Source organism: Scandinavium manionii (assembly GCF_024764775.1).
Classification (GTDB): domain Bacteria; phylum Pseudomonadota; class Gammaproteobacteria; order Enterobacterales; family Enterobacteriaceae; genus Scandinavium; species Scandinavium manionii.
Map to the genome: position 1 here is coordinate 66,771 of NZ_JALIGC010000035.1, position 15,862 is coordinate 82,632.

14 protein-coding genes are annotated in these 15,862 nt (G+C 48.7%); 9 read left to right on the forward strand and 5 right to left on the reverse strand.

Going from position 1 to position 15,862, the window contains the following annotated elements:
• Nucleotides 1–219: 219 nt before the first annotated feature.
• Both yjjJ and MUU51_RS06590 read right to left on the reverse strand, forming a co-directional pair.
• Nucleotides 220–1,524, reverse strand: coding sequence for a type II toxin-antitoxin system HipA family toxin YjjJ (gene yjjJ, locus MUU51_RS06585; protein ID WP_159768436.1), 1,305 nt, complete (start codon nt 1,522–1,524; stop codon nt 220–222).
• A gap of 56 nt (nt 1,525–1,580) precedes the next feature.
• Nucleotides 1,581–1,736 (reverse strand): hypothetical protein, encoded by a 156-nt coding sequence (locus MUU51_RS06590; RefSeq protein ID WP_159768439.1) that lies wholly within the window; start codon nt 1,734–1,736, stop codon nt 1,581–1,583.
• 275 nt (nt 1,737–2,011) lie between these two features.
• Here MUU51_RS06590 and MUU51_RS06595 point away from each other — a divergent pair, with 275 nt between their 5' ends.
• The 7 genes from MUU51_RS06595 (at nt 2,012) to MUU51_RS06625 (ending at nt 9,285) form a co-directional block, all read left to right on the forward strand.
• Entirely contained in the window at nt 2,012–3,043 is a 1,032-nt protein-coding gene (locus MUU51_RS06595; RefSeq protein ID WP_159768442.1) for a fimbrial protein, read from the forward strand.
• A gap of 464 nt (nt 3,044–3,507) precedes the next feature.
• The gene (locus MUU51_RS06600) at nt 3,508–4,047 is read left to right on the forward strand and encodes a fimbrial protein (protein WP_159768445.1); all 540 of its coding nucleotides are present in this window, start codon (nt 3,508–3,510) and stop codon (nt 4,045–4,047) included.
• A 95-nt stretch (nt 4,048–4,142) separates the two neighbouring features.
• Nucleotides 4,143–4,859 (forward strand): fimbria/pilus periplasmic chaperone, encoded by a 717-nt coding sequence (locus MUU51_RS06605; RefSeq protein ID WP_159768448.1) that lies wholly within the window; start codon nt 4,143–4,145, stop codon nt 4,857–4,859.
• Between the two features lie 81 nt (nt 4,860–4,940).
• Complete coding sequence (locus MUU51_RS06610) at nt 4,941–7,535, forward strand: fimbrial biogenesis usher protein (protein WP_258967403.1); 2,595 nt, start codon at nt 4,941–4,943, stop codon at nt 7,533–7,535.
• Entirely contained in the window at nt 7,532–8,056 is a 525-nt protein-coding gene (locus tag MUU51_RS06615; RefSeq protein ID WP_258967404.1) for a fimbrial protein, read from the forward strand. The genes MUU51_RS06610 and MUU51_RS06615 overlap by 4 nt, the downstream gene beginning before the upstream one ends.
• A 10-nt stretch (nt 8,057–8,066) precedes the next feature.
• The gene (locus MUU51_RS06620; RefSeq protein ID WP_258967405.1) at nt 8,067–8,597 is read left to right on the forward strand and encodes a fimbrial protein; all 531 of its coding nucleotides are present in this window, start codon (nt 8,067–8,069) and stop codon (nt 8,595–8,597) included.
• Nucleotides 8,590–9,285 carry a fimbria/pilus periplasmic chaperone gene (locus tag MUU51_RS06625; protein ID WP_258967406.1) on the forward strand — a complete coding sequence of 232 codons (696 nt, stop codon included), beginning with the start codon at nt 8,590–8,592 and terminating at the stop codon, nt 9,283–9,285. Before MUU51_RS06620 ends, MUU51_RS06625 begins: the two co-directional genes overlap by 8 nt.
• 39 nt (nt 9,286–9,324) lie before the next feature.
• On the opposite strand, the gene MUU51_RS06630 is transcribed toward MUU51_RS06625, so the two are convergent.
• Nucleotides 9,325–10,212, reverse strand: coding sequence for a LysR family transcriptional regulator (locus MUU51_RS06630; protein ID WP_258967407.1), 888 nt, complete (start codon nt 10,210–10,212; stop codon nt 9,325–9,327).
• Between the two features lie 531 nt (nt 10,213–10,743).
• Here MUU51_RS06630 and MUU51_RS06635 point away from each other — a divergent pair.
• Together MUU51_RS06635 and MUU51_RS06640 are read left to right on the forward strand one after the other, a co-directional pair.
• The gene (locus tag MUU51_RS06635) at nt 10,744–11,667 is read left to right on the forward strand and encodes a LysR family transcriptional regulator (RefSeq protein ID WP_258967408.1); all 924 of its coding nucleotides are present in this window, start codon (nt 10,744–10,746) and stop codon (nt 11,665–11,667) included.
• 22 nt (nt 11,668–11,689) lie between these two features.
• Nucleotides 11,690–12,532, forward strand: coding sequence for a LysR family transcriptional regulator (locus tag MUU51_RS06640; protein WP_258967409.1), 843 nt, complete (start codon nt 11,690–11,692; stop codon nt 12,530–12,532).
• A 152-nt stretch (nt 12,533–12,684) separates the two neighbouring features.
• Here MUU51_RS06640 and MUU51_RS06645 read toward each other — a convergent pair whose 3' ends face one another.
• Together MUU51_RS06645 and MUU51_RS06650 are read right to left on the reverse strand one after the other, a co-directional pair.
• Nucleotides 12,685–14,160, reverse strand: coding sequence for a pyridoxal phosphate-dependent decarboxylase family protein (locus MUU51_RS06645; protein WP_258967410.1), 1,476 nt, complete (start codon nt 14,158–14,160; stop codon nt 12,685–12,687).
• A gap of 14 nt (nt 14,161–14,174) precedes the next feature.
• Nucleotides 14,175–15,560, reverse strand: coding sequence for a diaminobutyrate--2-oxoglutarate transaminase (locus tag MUU51_RS06650; protein ID WP_159768475.1), 1,386 nt, complete (start codon nt 15,558–15,560; stop codon nt 14,175–14,177).
• Between the last annotated feature and the right edge of the window lie 302 nt (nt 15,561–15,862).

A 15,862-nucleotide genomic window follows, 5' to 3' on the forward strand; every position in this document is an offset into this window, starting at 1 on the left:
GTATGATGGTATCTGCGCTGGAGATAGCGCTTTCAGACGCCATCAGCGACCAGGCCAACCGATGCCCACAAAACACCGGATTCTGCCTGATTCCATCTTGGTGCGCATAATGTATATTATGTTAAATTACATCTAACGGACTCTTGCTCGATAAGTCTTCGCAGTCAGCCATTCTTCTTGCATTGTTAATGGGCCACCCTGTTACGTGACCTTCGGCTATTATCCCAAACGCGATAAACGCGATGTCATCTCATCAAGGTGGCTACGCAACGCCACAAGGCATGGACCAAAATTGGCGGAAAAGCGACGGCTCTCACTGGCCAGAGCGAAAAAGTCTTCAGCCAGCGCCAGAGCTTCTTGCCAGATTTCCCCGCTAATCACTTCAGATAGCGTCACCGGTCGTAATGTATTCACTCTTTCGCCACCTGATTTCGGGGCAAAACCCATTGGCAGAATATCGTAGGCTGGTGCAAGCCGGTATGGACGACCATGGCCGCTGATGAACGACAAGTTTCCATGGTGCATATCAGTATTGCCAATCAGCATCCCAAACGCCCAAAGCCGCGCCGTGCCAATGGCGGCATCAGAATGAACACACCCCTGCTTTACCAGTTCATTAACCAGAACAGGCCAGGAGTCCCTCGCCCGGCCAACAAACTCTGCTTCCAGCGCCCGCAAAGAAAAGATACCTATCCGGCCTAATGGCCCTATGCGATCGAACCTGGGGATCTCAAGGAAGCGCTGCCCGCCAAAATCAAACACCTCTGTTTCTACGCCAAGCACTTTTAACGCAAGATGTTCGGCCTGAAGCAGATCGCGCCAGCGTTCACTTACAGGGTTATCGTCCAGAGCCGTAAATTTCACCAACACATGACCACGTTCTGTATAGGTGCAAAATTTTGGTTGTTCTCCGCCAGCAGATGAACCTGGTACCTCACCGGAACTCACAGCCAATGCCAGCCTTGGGTAGGTACTGGCACGTTCAACGGGAACAGGTAACGGCATCTCGAGAAACAAGTTTCTTGCCTGTTCCCCTACTAATATATTCCCCACGGCATCGTGCCCATATGCGAGTAAAGCTCTAATAACGTCCGTGTCTGTCCAGGCTTCTGGATTAGTCGACAGGCCAAGCTCGGCTGAATATGCTGAGGCATACGCGCGCCCAAGATATCCCTGCGGCCGCATGTCAAATAGCCACCATGGCAGCCCGTCACTATGGAGACAGACGCTATCCGTCTGCTCCATGACAAATCCCTCTGGATGAACGGGGATGAGTTGCCCCAGTGGTTTGACTTGTCCAGCTTCGGTAATGCGGTAAATAGGGGCAAAACGAAACCCGCGAAAAGCATCGCGCATAGCATATTGAATAGATGGTCCTGAACCAATTCGAACAACATCATCACCGAGTGCTTTTAAATCTCGGGAAACGGTTGGCTGACTAATACCCAAAATATCAGTCAGTTGCCTCACAGTCATCGGCCCCTGGCGTAGTCGTTGGCGTATCGTGTCACATCGGTTTGTCATCGTGATGAATCACTCAATGAATAGATAGATGAATATCTCAATGAATAAACAATCTATCAGCTGTTTTGTGATGTGTCATCTTCGTAATGTAGGATAACCCAGGTTATCCAGTACATCATGGCTCCAGCGCCCTGCTCCATCACCAAGATGCGGCCAGCAATCAGGTTCCACAGCCCCTCAGTCATGTACTGCTGAATGGACAGGCAAAACATAATACTCTTTTCTATTTCGTTAAATTTCATAACCAGGAAATTAAAACTCTAAATATAGTACTTTAAATTCAGTGTATTATGTAATTAAGGAATAAAACCTAACGGCAAATCAGCATTTTCAAATTTGCATCAACAGGGTCTAATTTCATACTATCTTCACTTGAAGGTGCCAGATAAAACGCTATTTATAGAGGTGTTACCTGAATATGCAATGAAATCATTAAATTTCAGGGTGGCAATATTTTATATCTTACTAAAGATAATGAGAAATTAAAGTGAAGAAAGCAAAATTCCTATTTTCCTTAGCTAAGTTAATTGCCTTGCTCGGGGTTGTGTTTGTCTCAGTGCCTGCAATGGCCAATGGCAACTGTACAAATACCAACGGGCCGAACCAAATCACGATAGACACTGGAAATCGGGAAATTACTGACCCTGCTAATAATACAGCGGGTTATGTCATGGACCAGGCATATAGCTGGAGTGGTTACACTACCACCTTTTCATGTGCCTGTTCGGCTAATGGAAACTGGGTATTAACCTCCTTTATGCTACTCCCTGATGCCGGAAGCGGTTGGTATAACTATAACGATTACCTCGATATGAAGCTGACAATCACTAATATTGGTGGGATTGGGACTCGAGATGTTCCTTTTGAAAACCTGGTAGCCTCATCGACAAAATGTTACTCAGGTGCCAAAACATGGCCTAATGCATCCGGCACCAATGGCTATATTTCACTAAGAGTACGGAAATCAATGGTCGGTGTAATCAATTTACCACAGATGAAAGTTGCGGCTATATATGCCTGTTTAGCCAATGATGGTCTCTGTGATGCTTCTACGCCACCCACGGCTGAATATTATTTCACCGGTACGGTCACTGTACCGCAAAACTGTGTGATTCACGCAGGAACACAACTGAGTGTTCCATTAGGCGACTTTTACAGCAGTGATTTTAAAACTGTCGGGCAAAAACCCGATAACTACACCCCAAAAGCCTTTACTGTGCCGATCACCTGCAATGACATGAGTGCCACGGCAAATCTGACGTTGCGTATTGAAGGTAATGCTTCTGTTGATGTCCCTGACGCTTTGCAATCAGACAACAGTGATGTAGGCGTGATTGTGACAGATGAAAGTGGTCATTCATTGGTGCCTAACGATATGACCAGTAAGATCCCTTTTCAGTTAGATGCCAATAACAGTTCGAATATCACATTACATGCTTATCCTGTGGGCACCACGGGCAATACACCTGCAGTGGGTACATTTACCACACTGGCTTATTTACGGATTGATTTTGCCTAATGACGTTGCGCGCAGAATAGATACCACCCGGCAACAAATAAAAATAGTTATCAGTTAACATGAATGTCGATTGCTTATTTGAAATACTTAACGATGGGTAATTTATTTGCGATGTCAGCGATAAACCCTAAAGCAGGGTTTAGAGTCCTGCCCTATGCATTTCAACCATGCGTTTAAGCCTATCCATTATTTGTTTTTTAGAACATTGAATTACATAACCAAAGAGTTTAAATTTTCATTGATATCATAAAGTTAACAATAATTTTCAGTGTATTGAATCGTGTCGTTTTTTTTGATGTTTGCATCAATTAAGTCGTATTTCGTAGTATCTCGCCTGTGGGTGCCAGCCGAGTTAGCTATTTATGTTGTTACCATCTACGTTACCGCACCTCTATTAGATGCATTTTTTATGCACCTAACATAATAACCCGGATGTTAAATCTACTGATATTTAAGGACTCATTATGAAGTTTAAAAACATTGCCTACACCACATTAACTGCTGCGTTATTCGCCGCGGGTGCAGCCCATGCTGGAGCGATAACCGTAGAAGGTGGCACCGTCGATTTTACTGGCGAGGTTGTTGACCCGGCTTGTTCCGCCGTCGCCAGCACCCCGACTGTCACACTGGATCCTGTGTCAAGCACGCTGCTGGCAGACCCAGGCCAACCTGCCGGCCAGCAAAAAGACTTCAGCATTACTCTGCAGAATTGCAGCTCCACCGTGCTCAAAAATGTCGGTATTACCTTTAATGGTACCGGGGACGACACCCTGCCTAACGCACTGAAGAATACCGCCAGCGCTGGGGCCGCAACCCACGTTGCGCTGCAACTGTACGGCCCGGATGACCAAATTTTAGCGCTAGGCAGCGACTCCTCAACTATTAGCGTACAGGACGGTGCCGACACGGCCATTCCGTTCAAAGTGGACTATATCGCGACTGATGCAGCGGCAACGGCCGGTAGCGTGGCGGCGACAGCGACATTTAACATCAATTACTCCTGATTGATTGCATACCTCCGTGCGTGCACGGAGGCTGCTGTTGGCTCTGCTAACGGAAGGGCTGGAGTCAGGTAACAGGTATAAAAGGGAACACAGTTATGAAGAAAAGAAACACCATAAATCACCGCAACGCGATAACCGCTCTGTGTAGCGCCGGGCTGTTGTCAATGGCGATGGCTGGCACCGCCAGTGCCAGCACCGGGGGGATTGCGCTGGGAGCAACACGGATTATTTATCCACAGGGTGCAAAAGAAGCCTCGCTGTCACTGAGCAACACCTCCACCGGGAATGTCTATCTGATTCAGTCGTGGATAACCAATGTTGACGGCAGCAAATCAGCCGATTTTGTGCTGACGCCCCCCCTGTTCACCATGAAACCGAAAAAAGAGAATACGCTGCGGATCATGTACAACGGCCCGGCACTGCCCAGCGATCGGGAAAGCGTGTTCTACCTGAACAGCAAAGCGATTCCTTCTGTCGATAAAAATAGCCTGAAAGGCAATACCTTGCAGATTGCCACCCAGAGCGTCATCAAATTATTTGTACGCCCGAAGCATCTCTCGTCGAACTCCGTTGACGCGCCAAAATATCTGACTTGTCGGGTCGAGGGTGGCCGCGTGACGGTTAAAAATCCGTCCCCATATTTTGTCACCCTGGTCCAGTTCACCGTGGGCGGTCAAAAATTACCAAATTCCATGGTCTCGCCAATGGGTTCACTGACGGTTGACGTTCCCGGTCATAAAAACGGCGCGGTGAGTTTTCAGACGGTCAATGACTACGGCGCCAATACCGCCACGCAGTCTTGCGGCGCGTGAGGCCCCACAACCTAACTAAAAAGGAATGCTAAAGCGTCGGCAGAACGCCGGCCATAGGTGTGCAGGAAGGAAAGGGATACTATGCCAGTGCAAAATAAATCTTATAAAATAGCGCCTCTGGCTGTTGCGATTGCGATGGCATCTGCGAATGGATATGCCGATGAATACTTTAATCCGGCATTTTTATCTGACGATCCTTCTGCGGTCGCCGATCTGTCTCGTTTTGAAGGCGGCACACAAGCACCCGGCACTTATCGCGTTGATATTTATCTCAACGATACGTTTCAGTCGCGAAAGGATATTCAATTCCAGGCGGCTAACGCCCTTCCCTCTGCGGGAGCCGATGAGACCGGCCTGACCCCGTGCCTGACTCCGGCTCAGTTAAGCGCCATGGGTGTTAACATCGAGGGAAAACCCGCGCTCGCCGATGCTGACCCGGATAAATGTCTGGATATTGCTACCGCCATTGAAGGGGCAACCACCCAATTTAACTTTGAGCAGTTGCGACTGGATATCAGCGTTCCGCAGGCGATGATGAACAATTCTGCCCGTGGCTATATCCCGCCCTCACAGTGGGATGAGGGTATCAACGCACTGATGTTGAACTACAATTTTAGCGGCTCGAATAACGACGACAAACAAAGCGGCGCCAGCAATAACTATTTTTTGGGCTTGCACAGCGGCCTGAATCTCGGCCCATGGCGCCTGCGTGATTATTCGACCTGGAACTACAGTAGCAGTAGCCATAACAGCAACAGCGACTGGCAACATATCAATACCTGGATTGAGCGGGCGATTATTCCATTGCGCAGTGAACTGGTCATCGGTGACAGCACTACGCCGTCAGATGTCTTCGACAGCCTGGGTTTTCGTGGTGTGCAATTGGCATCCGATGACAATATGCTGCCAGATAGTCTGCGTGGCTTTGCCCCTACCATTCGCGGTATCGCGCGTACCCATGCGCAAGTCACCATTCGTCAGAATGGTTACACTATCTATCAAAGTTACGTCCCGCCTGGCGCGTTCGAAATTAATGACCTGTTTCCGACCTCATCCAGTGGTGATTTGATTGTCGAAGTCAAAGAGACTGACGGCAGCGTTAACGTTTATTCCGTGCCTTATGCCTCTGTACCGGTACTGCAACGCGAAGGTCATATCAAATATGCCGTCACCGCGGGCAAGTATCGCAGTAATTCAGAACAGCAGGATGAGGTCAATTTTGCTCAGTCTACGCTGTTGTGGGGTTTGCCCGCCGGATTTACGGCCTATGGCGGCACGCAGGTCGCGAAAAATTACAATGCCTTTGCTCTCGGATTGGGCGTCAACATTGGTACCTTTGGCGCATTGTCGCTGGATGTGACCCAGGCTAACAGTATTCTGGCCGATGACAGCAAACACAGCGGCGCCTCGCTACGCTTTTTGTACGGTAAATCACTCAACAGCACCGGGACTAACTTTCAGCTGGTCGGCTATCGTTACTCGACAGAAGGGTTTTATACCCTTGAAGAGAGTACCCGGGAGCGCATGAATGGCTATGCCCGTAATCCACAAAGCGACGATCCCCAATCCCAGGTCGCCCCCAGTGACTATTACGATCTGCGCAATAACAAGCGCGACAAAATCCAGCTCAACATTTCACAACAACTTGGCAGCAATGGCTCGATCTACATCAACGGCAGTCGCCAGACCTACTGGCGAACGGGCGCTGTCAACACGCTGGTACAAACCGGCTATAGCGGCAACCTGTACGGTGTTTCATGGACGCTCAACTACAGCTACAACAAAGTCCCGGGTCTGCGCGAGGCGGATAACCGCGTCGCGCTGGGTATTTCAATCCCGCTTGGCCAGTGGCTGACCCCGTCGGGTGATATTACGCATCAGCAACATAATGCCTATGCGACTTATAGCATCAGTAACGATACGCGTGGACACACCACCCAGAATGCTGGTTTGAGCGGCACGCTGCTGGAAGACGACAATCTGAATTACAGCATTCAACAGGGTTATCAGAACCAGGGCGGCGGTGCCAGTGGTTCGATCAGCACCAATTATGATGGTTCCTGGGGAAGCGCCAATGCAGGCTATAACTACAGCGATAACGGTAACTATCAGCAGGTCAACTATGGGCTGAGCGGCTCCATTGTTGCGCACCGCAATGGCGTAACACTGTCACAGCCATTGGGTGAAACCAACGTCCTGATCGCAGCGCCTGGTGCCGATGATGTGAAAGTGGAAGGTAACGCCGGGTTGCGTACCGACTGGCGAGGCTATGCCGTTGTTCCTTATGCCACCACCTATCGCCGCAACCGTATGGCACTGGATACCACCACCCTGCCAGAAAACGTCGATCTGGACGATACCGTGGTCAACGTCGTGCCGACCCGCGGCGCGTTGGTTCGCGCCAGTTTTGACACCCATGTTGGCGCCCGCGCCCTGCTGAATCTGACCCATAACGGCAACGTGGTTCCTTTTGGCGCAATCGTCACCACAGAGCAAGGCAGTAACAGTATTGTCGGCGATGACGGACAAGTGTATCTGTCCGGTCTGGCGCAGAAAGGCACGCTGACGGTACGCTGGGGGGACGGTGATGCCCGCCAGTGTGTGGTGACATATCGTCTGCCAGACGATGCCACCCGTAATGCCATCAACAAATTAACCCGAGAGTGCCATTCATGAAATCGACATTTTTAAGCGCATCCCTGCTTATCAGTTTGCTGGCGGTGTCGGCAAATCTGAGGGCAGAAACCTATAACCTGCAAATGACTGGCACCATCCTTTCCCGAACCTGTGAGGTGGAAAATGAGACGCAAACGGTCGATATCGGCAAGTTTTCGGCGTCAGATTTTACGGCAGTTGATAGCGTCAGCGCGGAAAAAGAGTTTGATATCAGGCTCACTGGCTGTGACTCCTCTGTTAGCGGCGTGGTTATCCGCTTTTCGGGCACCGCTGATAACGACAATCCACGCCTGCTGGCACTTTCTGATGGCGACAATGTGGCCAAAGGGGTCGGCATAGAGATACTCGACAACAAGACACGGTTATTGATACCGATTAACCAGGATGGCGTTCCCGCCTATTCGCTGACACCTGGCGCGGAGAACACCCTGGCTTTCGCCCTGAGGTATAAATCGACGCAGGATGTCGTTGTCCCGGGTAATGCCGCGGCGGTGATGTATTTCGATTTGCAGTATCAATGAGGAGTTGCCAATGATACGCCCTGTTTTTCGCGGTATTACCGCACTCTCCCTGTTCGCCTTGTGGACAGCAAACCCTGTTGCACAGGCCGGAACAATTAATATTACCGGTTCGATTGACGGCAATACCTGTTTCGTCTCAGCGGATTCAACAGCTTTGCTGGTCAAATTTGGCTCGGTCAGCAGTCAACTCTTTGCCGATTCCGGTAACGGCGGTCGATATGAACCTTTCACCATCTCGCTGGAGAAATGCGGGGGGAGTGCAAACAATGTCACGGTCACATTTACGGGTAATGCTGACAGCAGTAACTCTGAATTACTGGCACTGACCGCCGATGCGGGTGTAGCAAAGGGGGTGGCGATTGCCATCTATGACAATAACAAAACGCTTATCCCGCTGGGTCAGCCTGGGGGGAGTACCGAACTCACGCCGAATCAGACCACTGTGACGATGACTTTTTATGCCCGCTACCTGGCGAACGGTGAGACGGTCACCGCTGGCCCGGCTAATTCATCTGCAACATTTATGCTGAATTATGCGTAATTTATTCTGCTCCCTGCTGATAACCCTCCTCGCCATTCCCTGTGCACGGGCCGGGGTGGTGATTGGTGGCACGCGCGTGGTATATGGCGAAAAAAAGAGCAGCGTCGCCCTGCCTTTGCGCAATAACAGTCAGACTACGTGGCTGATTAACAGCAAAGTTTCGACCGGCGGCAGTTGGCCCGGGAGCACGTTTTCGGCAAAAAAAGCCCCGTTTGTGATAACGCCTCCGCTTTTTGCCCTGAAAGCCGGGCGAGAAAGCACGCTACGAATAATTTATACCGGCGGCTCACTTGCCCGTGATCGTGAAAGCGTATTTACGCTCAGTATTGCAACGATCCCCTCCGGGTCACCGCAAGATAACAGCGTGCAGGTTGCCATTCGTTCACAGTTAAAACTGTTTTACCGTCCTGTCGGTTTGCAAGGTTCCGCTCAAGACGCGAGTCAAAAACTACGCTGGACACGAGTGGGCAAGCAATTACGGGTGGAGAACCCCACGCCTTACTACGTGACGCTATTCAATTTGCATGTGAATGGTCGTGAAGTGCGTAATGCCGGGATGGTAGCGCCCTTCAGCCAGCGCAATATCGATGGATGCGTGCAGGCCGCGCAATGTCCGGTAAGCTGGCAAGGTATTAATGATTTTGGCCGGGTACTGCCCGAGCAGCGTATCGCTAACCCGGGTCGATAGTTCCGCCTTATAAAGGGCGCATTTTGGGGGAAATGTACGTCATAACGTCTGTTGGATTTTGGCTATCACTTGCTGAAAGATCTGATCATTTGACAGGGAGTGATGATAATGAAGGTAACATTCATAGGTCATCTGCAAATTATCCGGTAAGTTGAACAACGTCACTGGCAACACAGACTCAAGTTTGTGCCCAAGGCGCACAGGCATGCGGGTTATCGCATCGGAATACGCGCACAGTAACGTCACATTCAGTGTACTGCTCGATGTCCACACCTTGTTTTGTTGATCGAACAGATTACGGAAGTTACGCGTCTGCTCGATATCATCGCTGATAAAATGCATACCACGGGACCACAGCACATGACCATTTTCATGCCAGTCCGCAGTCGTGAATCGGTCACTGATTGTCGGATGCCCTTTTCTGGCAATGATCCCGACATCGCTTGAAAACAGTTTCATTTGCACGATAGCGCTGTCCACCGGCAAGCGGGAACCAATATCGATATCAACCTCTTTATTACGCAGCGCCGCCAGACGGCGAGTATCGTTCACTTCAGTGGGAACAAAACTGAGCTCTGCCCCTTTTTGTACGGAGTTCCCCCACTCAAGCGCCAGCATGAACTCTAAAAGTGAATAGGTACTGATGGTAAACGCCCGGCTGAGGCTGGATGACATGCTCTCTTCGGGGAAATAATCCTGCATCATCCCCTGATAACGTTGGCTAAGTTCCGTCGCCAGTGTATTCGGTTTCATCCCTTCCCGGGTGCGGAAAAACAGTGCGGATCCTGTTGTTTTTCGTGCTTTATTAATCAGATAGGTGACTGCTGCTGGAGTGACTTGTAACATTTCTGCCGCTTTGGTAACGCTACCTGCGGTACTGAGGGTATAAATGGCTCGGAGGACTTTGATATCCAGTTCTTCATTCATTTCACATAATCCTACGCCACACCGATACTGTGGCCATCAACAATATAGCCATGATAGCAGCAAACAGGCCCCTCATCCTCCCGCTTATTAGTGCAGAAGTTGAATGTGTAGGTTCTCTGAGTCAGCCCCCCATGCGGGAAAAATAAATTCTGCAGTAATCATCCATTACTGTGTTATACAGGTTTATTTTCTGCCGTTTATTCTCAGTTCTTAATATCAATTTGACAGTGGAGCACAATGATTAATAATGTAAGTCATTACTACGCTCTACCCCTCCATTTTTAGTATCTTTTATTTTACTTTTTAACTTAGTTAAATAATCATTAAATCCATGCAAAAACAACGAGTTAGCTAGCGAGACTGAAGTGTTACACATATGCAATCTAACTTATGTGTTTTTATGTATTGTTTGCATTTCGATTTGACACTACATTTCATCTGACATGGTATTCGGTTAATAAGTACAACATCATCAACACTTACTTTATATATATTTTATGAAGTATACGCTGGCTGAGTGGAGTTTATGGCATGTCACAGACAATAGAGTTAAAGCTACTAAAAATTATTAATACGCTCGTTGTGTGTGGTAGCGTTAAAACAACGGCAAAGTTGCTTAACTTAAGCCCTGCTGCAATTAGTTACTCGTTAAAAAAACTCAGGGATATTACCGGGGAGCATCTGTTCATTCGAACCAGAACCGGAATGAAACCAAATGCGACGGCTTATGAACTCAGCCAACGCTATCAAAAGTATTTCGCGACTGATGTCGACATTAGCCGTGATGAAAATCAGCAGAATGAGAACAGCCTGACCATTCTGAGCTATTCGCCCATTGAAATGTTACTTTCAGAGTCAATTGCCAGTTTAGCCCACCAGCCCGATAAGTATCGTTATATCTTTTTACCGTACACCATTAACGTTAATGAACGACTGGACAACCTGGTCAATAAAAATGCGTATATCGATATTGGCGCCGAACTGCCACAGGACAAAGCGGTCAGCAAAGTTAAACTGTTTACCTCAAACATTTCAATACTCGCCAGTGTTCATAACACAGAAATTCCGGCAGAAGTGAGTTGTGCTGATTTATATCAGGCGAAACACGCCATATGGTCATCCCTCGGCGATTATTACTGTGAAAATATGCAAGTCTCTGGGGAAGTAAAAAAATACATCCAGGAGAGAGATGTGGCGGTGGTTTCTGGTAGCATCATTAACATGGTGGAGCTTTGCGCCCGCAGTAATTACATCATGTTGTTACCTGATATTTTCATTCCATTATTTACTCAGGCATTCGCTGTTAAACGTCTTCAACTGCCAGCGGAACTGAGAATGAAACATGATTGCTATATCCATTTTAATAATAAAATGACAGAAAATCCCATGATGACGCGTCTGATTGATGACATCATTCACTCTGTGAGAACAACATTTACCTGTCAGTCACCCTAGCTTTGTCACCGCTGGAAGAATAATGCATACGATAAGCCTACAAAAACTAAAGATAATCAATGAAGTCATCGAGTGTGAGAATGCGATGAAAGCTGCCTCACGTCTGAAAATCTCACCGTCAACGATTAGCTACACCATTAAGAGTCTGAAAGAGAAGCTTGGCACTGATATTTTTATCCGAACCCGTTTTGGATTAAAACCAAATGATACTGCATTGGCGTTGCAGGCGCGTTATCGAGAACTGAATGCGCTAAACACATCGCGAAAAGAATATTTTATTGCAACATACTCTTTAATTGAGCTTTTGCTGACCGAGTCAATTCAATCCCGCGATGATTCGACCCTGTTCCATTTTATTACTATGGATGCAAGCGAAGAGGAGCGACTGAGCAAACTCAAACAGCGCGAAGTTGATATTGATATCGGGGGAAAACTTCCGGATGATGTCGCCCTTGTGTCTAAAAAATTTCTGCAATCTGATATGAAGATTCTTGTCAGTGAGAATCACTCGACGATAGATGACAATTTCACTCTCTCTGACTGGCGTAATAATAGCCATCTTCGCTGGCGCCGGGATCTTGGTAGTATTACCAGCATGATTGATGGAATAGATACAGAAAATGAACTTATCATTAATCGCGAGATTTTATGGGAAAGCCCTAATTTACTGACCATGGCTTATTTATGCTCCAGAGGGGATTCAGTCATGATTGTTCCTGATGTGTTCATTGGTGCCCTGCAAAAAATATTTCCATTAAAGCCATTCCCGCTGCCAAATGAACTAAATTTGAAGTTTGAATGTTACATTCATCACCATCGTTCTTTAAAGGTTGAGCTGAACGATATCGATTTAATATTTATGTAAACTTCCTGTGCGGAATCAATCCAATTATTGGGCTAAATTGCCTGCATCGGTGGGATATGTCCTTGCGCTACGTGAAACCTGACCTCAAGTTGCCTACAGCAAATTGCAGATTTCACGCAGCGCATGGCTGACTTCACTTCGACTCTAAGCGTTTAGGACTGGAACTCTGCATTGAGCAATGTTTCAGCCGTATCCTTCACGCTTGCCAGCAGGATTTTTACATCCTCCAGACACACCGTTGGGTTCAACAGCGTCATCTTGAGGCACGTTATGCCGTCAGCTTCGGTTACCCCAACGTTGGCGCTCCCGGATGCCAGCAAAACGTCGCCGATACGCTGGTTTAACAAGGCGACAAATGCGCTATCGCCACTTTCCGGGCGGAACCGGAACAATACGCTTGCCAGTTGAGGCTGCATAACCAGTTCCAGATGCGGCTGTGCTGAAACATATTCAGCCACGTCTTGCGACAGCGTTACACCGTTATCAATGATGTCGGCGTACTGCTTTTTGCCTAACGCTTCAAGGCCCATCCACAGTTTCAGGGCATCAAACCGACGCGTGGTTTGCAGTGATTTTGACACGAGGTTCGGCACGCCCTGCTCTTCGTCAAAATCAGAGTTCAGGTACGCCGCCTGATAACGCATCAACTCGAAATGACGTGCGTCTTTCAACAGGAATGCACCACAGCTGATGGTCTGGAAGAATTGCTTGTGGAAATCCAGGGTGACAGAATCTGCGCATTCCAGGCCGTTCAGGTAATGGCGATACTTCTCAGAAAGCAGCAGTGCTCCGCCCCATGCAGCATCGACGTGAACCCAGATATTTTCTTGCGTGGCAAGCGTTGTTATCTCGACTAACGGATCAATGGCACCTGCATCCGTGGTGCCGGCGGTGGCTACAATCGCCATCACCTGCTCACCCTTGGCTTTCGCCTGCGCCAGTTTGGCTTTCAGATCAGCAAGATCCATCCGTGAGAACGCATCGGTTTTCACCTGGATGACGGACTGATAGCCCAGCCCCATCAACGCCATATTTTTTTGCACAGAAAAGTGTGCGCTTTCAGAGCAGAACACTTTGATTTTGCTCAGATCGCCCGTTAATCCCTGCAACTGGACGGAATGCCCCTGACGCGCGAAGAAGGCATCACGCGCCAGCATCAGCCCCATCAGGTTACTCTGGGTGCCACCACTGGTGAACACGCCGGCATCACCGACGCTGTATCCCACCTGTTCCCGCAGCCACTGAATGAGTTTTACCTCAATGATAGTCGCTGACGGGCTTTGATCCCAGGAGTCCATACTCTGATTAGTGGCGTTGATCAACACCTCCGCGGCCTGGCTGATGACCAGGCTTGGGCAGTGCAGATGCGCCACGCATTGGGCGTGATGGACAGAAAGACTGTCCTTGAGGAAATACTCAACTGCACGCGCAATGGCGGCCTGGTTGCCCAGGCCCTCTGAGGTAAAGTTCAACTGGATGCGTTCGCGCAGCTGGTCGACGGTTTTCCCCTGATACATTTCAGGCTGCTTTAACCAGTCGATAACCGCCTGGCTGCTCTGCTCAATGGCATCCTGATAGGCGGCGACACTTTGCGCCGAACCGGACAAAATCGGGTTGTTATCTGACACTGAGTTAGCTCCGATTAAACTGGCTTGATGCCAGCGCCCTGCAAGGCGTTTTCAAATTTATCGAGGAAAATTTCCAGCTCTTCATCGGTGATCAGCAGAGACGGCAGCAGGCGCAGGACGCAACCATGACGTCCACCACGCTCCAGAATCAGTCCGGATTCGAAGCATTTTTTCTGCAACAGTGCAGAAAGTTCGCCATCTGCCGGGTAGCATCCCATATGATCCTGTGCTTCATTCGGATTCACGATTTCGATGCCGATCATCAGGCCCAGACCGCGTACGTGACCGATAACCGGGTAACGTTTTTGCAGGTCAGCCAGTTTGCCCTTCAGCCATTCACCCTGCACGGCAACTTTATCGGCAACGGACTCATCTTTAAGGATTTTAAGCGTGGTCAAGCCGGTGGCCATTGCCAGCTGGTTACCGCGGAATGTCCCGGTATGGTGGCCTGGCGCCCATGCGTCGAACTGTTTTTTGATGCCCAGTACAGCCAGCGGCAGACCGCCACCAACAGCTTTAGACATGACGATGATGTCGGGCTCGATACCGGCGTGCTCAAAGGCGAACAGTTTGCCGGTGCGGCAGAAACCAGCCTGGACTTCATCGAGGATCAGCAGAATGCCATGCTCCTGCGTGACTTTACGGATGCGCTGCAGCCACTCAACCGGGGCCGGGTTCACCCCGCCCTCACCCTGAACCGCTTCAAGGATCACCGCCGCTGGTTTGCGAACGCCGCTTTCAACGTCGTTGATCAGGTTTTCGAAATAGTAGGTCAGCGCTTTAACGCCAGCGTCACCGCCAATACCCAGCGGGCAGCGGTACAGATGCGGATAAGGCATAAACTGCACTTCCGGCATCATGTTGCTGACGGCTTCTTTTGGTGACAGGTTACCGGTTACGGAGAGCGCACCGTGCGTCATCCCGTGGTAGGCGCCGGAGAAGCTGATAATGCCTGAACGGCCAGTGACTTTTTTCGCCAGTTTAAGTGCCGCTTCAACCGCATCCGCGCCTGACGGACCGGTGAATTGCAGGCAATATTCTTTGCCCTGACCCGGTAATAAAGAGAGTAAATAAGATGAAAATTCATCTTTCAGAGGCGTGGTCAAATCCAGCGTATGTAACGGTAAGCCGCTGCTGATGACACTTTGAATGCTTTGAAGCACGTCAGGATGATTATGACCCAGCGCCAACGTTCCGGCGCCTGCCAGACAATCAAGATATTGATTATTTTCAACGTCGGTTATCCATACGCCCTGTGCTTTGGCAATCGCCAAGGGCAGCTTACGTGGGTAGCTTCTGACGTTAGATTCAAACTCGGCTTGTCTTGCGAGGAAGGTATCATTGCTTTGAGGTAATGAATGAGCACTTAAAGTATCAATACGGACTTTATCCGTCATCATATCACTCCTACAACCACGGGTATTAATAACACCGGATTGAGTTAAAGGTTAAAAGGATTGCCTGTAAAAAACGCGGCTAATATATGTTTTTTTAAAAAAGGACTCAATCATTTTTTTAATTTTAACTTTTATCATTAAAATCAATGATTAATGGTGTTTATTTGATTTTTAACTGGCATTTATGACTGTTTGCAATGTCATGAAACACATCATTTTCTTATGGTTTACATTTCCCTGTCGCAAATTTTTCCCAAATGATGCAAGAATCATCCCATAACACATTATTTTTATTGGTTTATTTC

Excerpts from the sequence above, each read along its gene's own strand:
- MUU51_RS06590 (WP_159768439.1), bottom strand. The coding sequence starts at position 1,736 with ATGTTTTGCCTGTCCATTCAGCAGTACATGACTGAGGGGCTGTGGAAC.
- MUU51_RS06605 (WP_159768448.1), top strand. The coding sequence starts at position 4,143 with ATGAAGAAAAGAAACACCATAAATCACCGCAACGCGATAACCGCTCTG.
- MUU51_RS06600 (WP_159768445.1), top strand. The coding sequence starts at position 3,508 with ATGAAGTTTAAAAACATTGCCTACACCACATTAACTGCTGCGTTATTC.
- MUU51_RS06635 (WP_258967408.1), top strand. The coding sequence starts at position 10,744 with ATGTCACAGACAATAGAGTTAAAGCTACTAAAAATTATTAATACGCTC.
- MUU51_RS06620 (WP_258967405.1), top strand. The coding sequence starts at position 8,067 with ATGATACGCCCTGTTTTTCGCGGTATTACCGCACTCTCCCTGTTCGCC.
- MUU51_RS06630 (WP_258967407.1), bottom strand. The coding sequence starts at position 10,212 with ATGAATGAAGAACTGGATATCAAAGTCCTCCGAGCCATTTATACCCTC.
- MUU51_RS06615 (WP_258967404.1), top strand. The coding sequence starts at position 7,532 with ATGAAATCGACATTTTTAAGCGCATCCCTGCTTATCAGTTTGCTGGCG.
- MUU51_RS06650 (WP_159768475.1), bottom strand. The coding sequence starts at position 15,560 with ATGATGACGGATAAAGTCCGTATTGATACTTTAAGTGCTCATTCATTA.
- yjjJ (WP_159768436.1), bottom strand. The coding sequence starts at position 1,524 with ATGACAAACCGATGTGACACGATACGCCAACGACTACGCCAGGGGCCG.
- MUU51_RS06610 (WP_258967403.1), top strand. The coding sequence starts at position 4,941 with ATGCCAGTGCAAAATAAATCTTATAAAATAGCGCCTCTGGCTGTTGCG.
- MUU51_RS06640 (WP_258967409.1), top strand. The coding sequence starts at position 11,690 with ATGCATACGATAAGCCTACAAAAACTAAAGATAATCAATGAAGTCATC.
- MUU51_RS06625 (WP_258967406.1), top strand. The coding sequence starts at position 8,590 with ATGCGTAATTTATTCTGCTCCCTGCTGATAACCCTCCTCGCCATTCCC.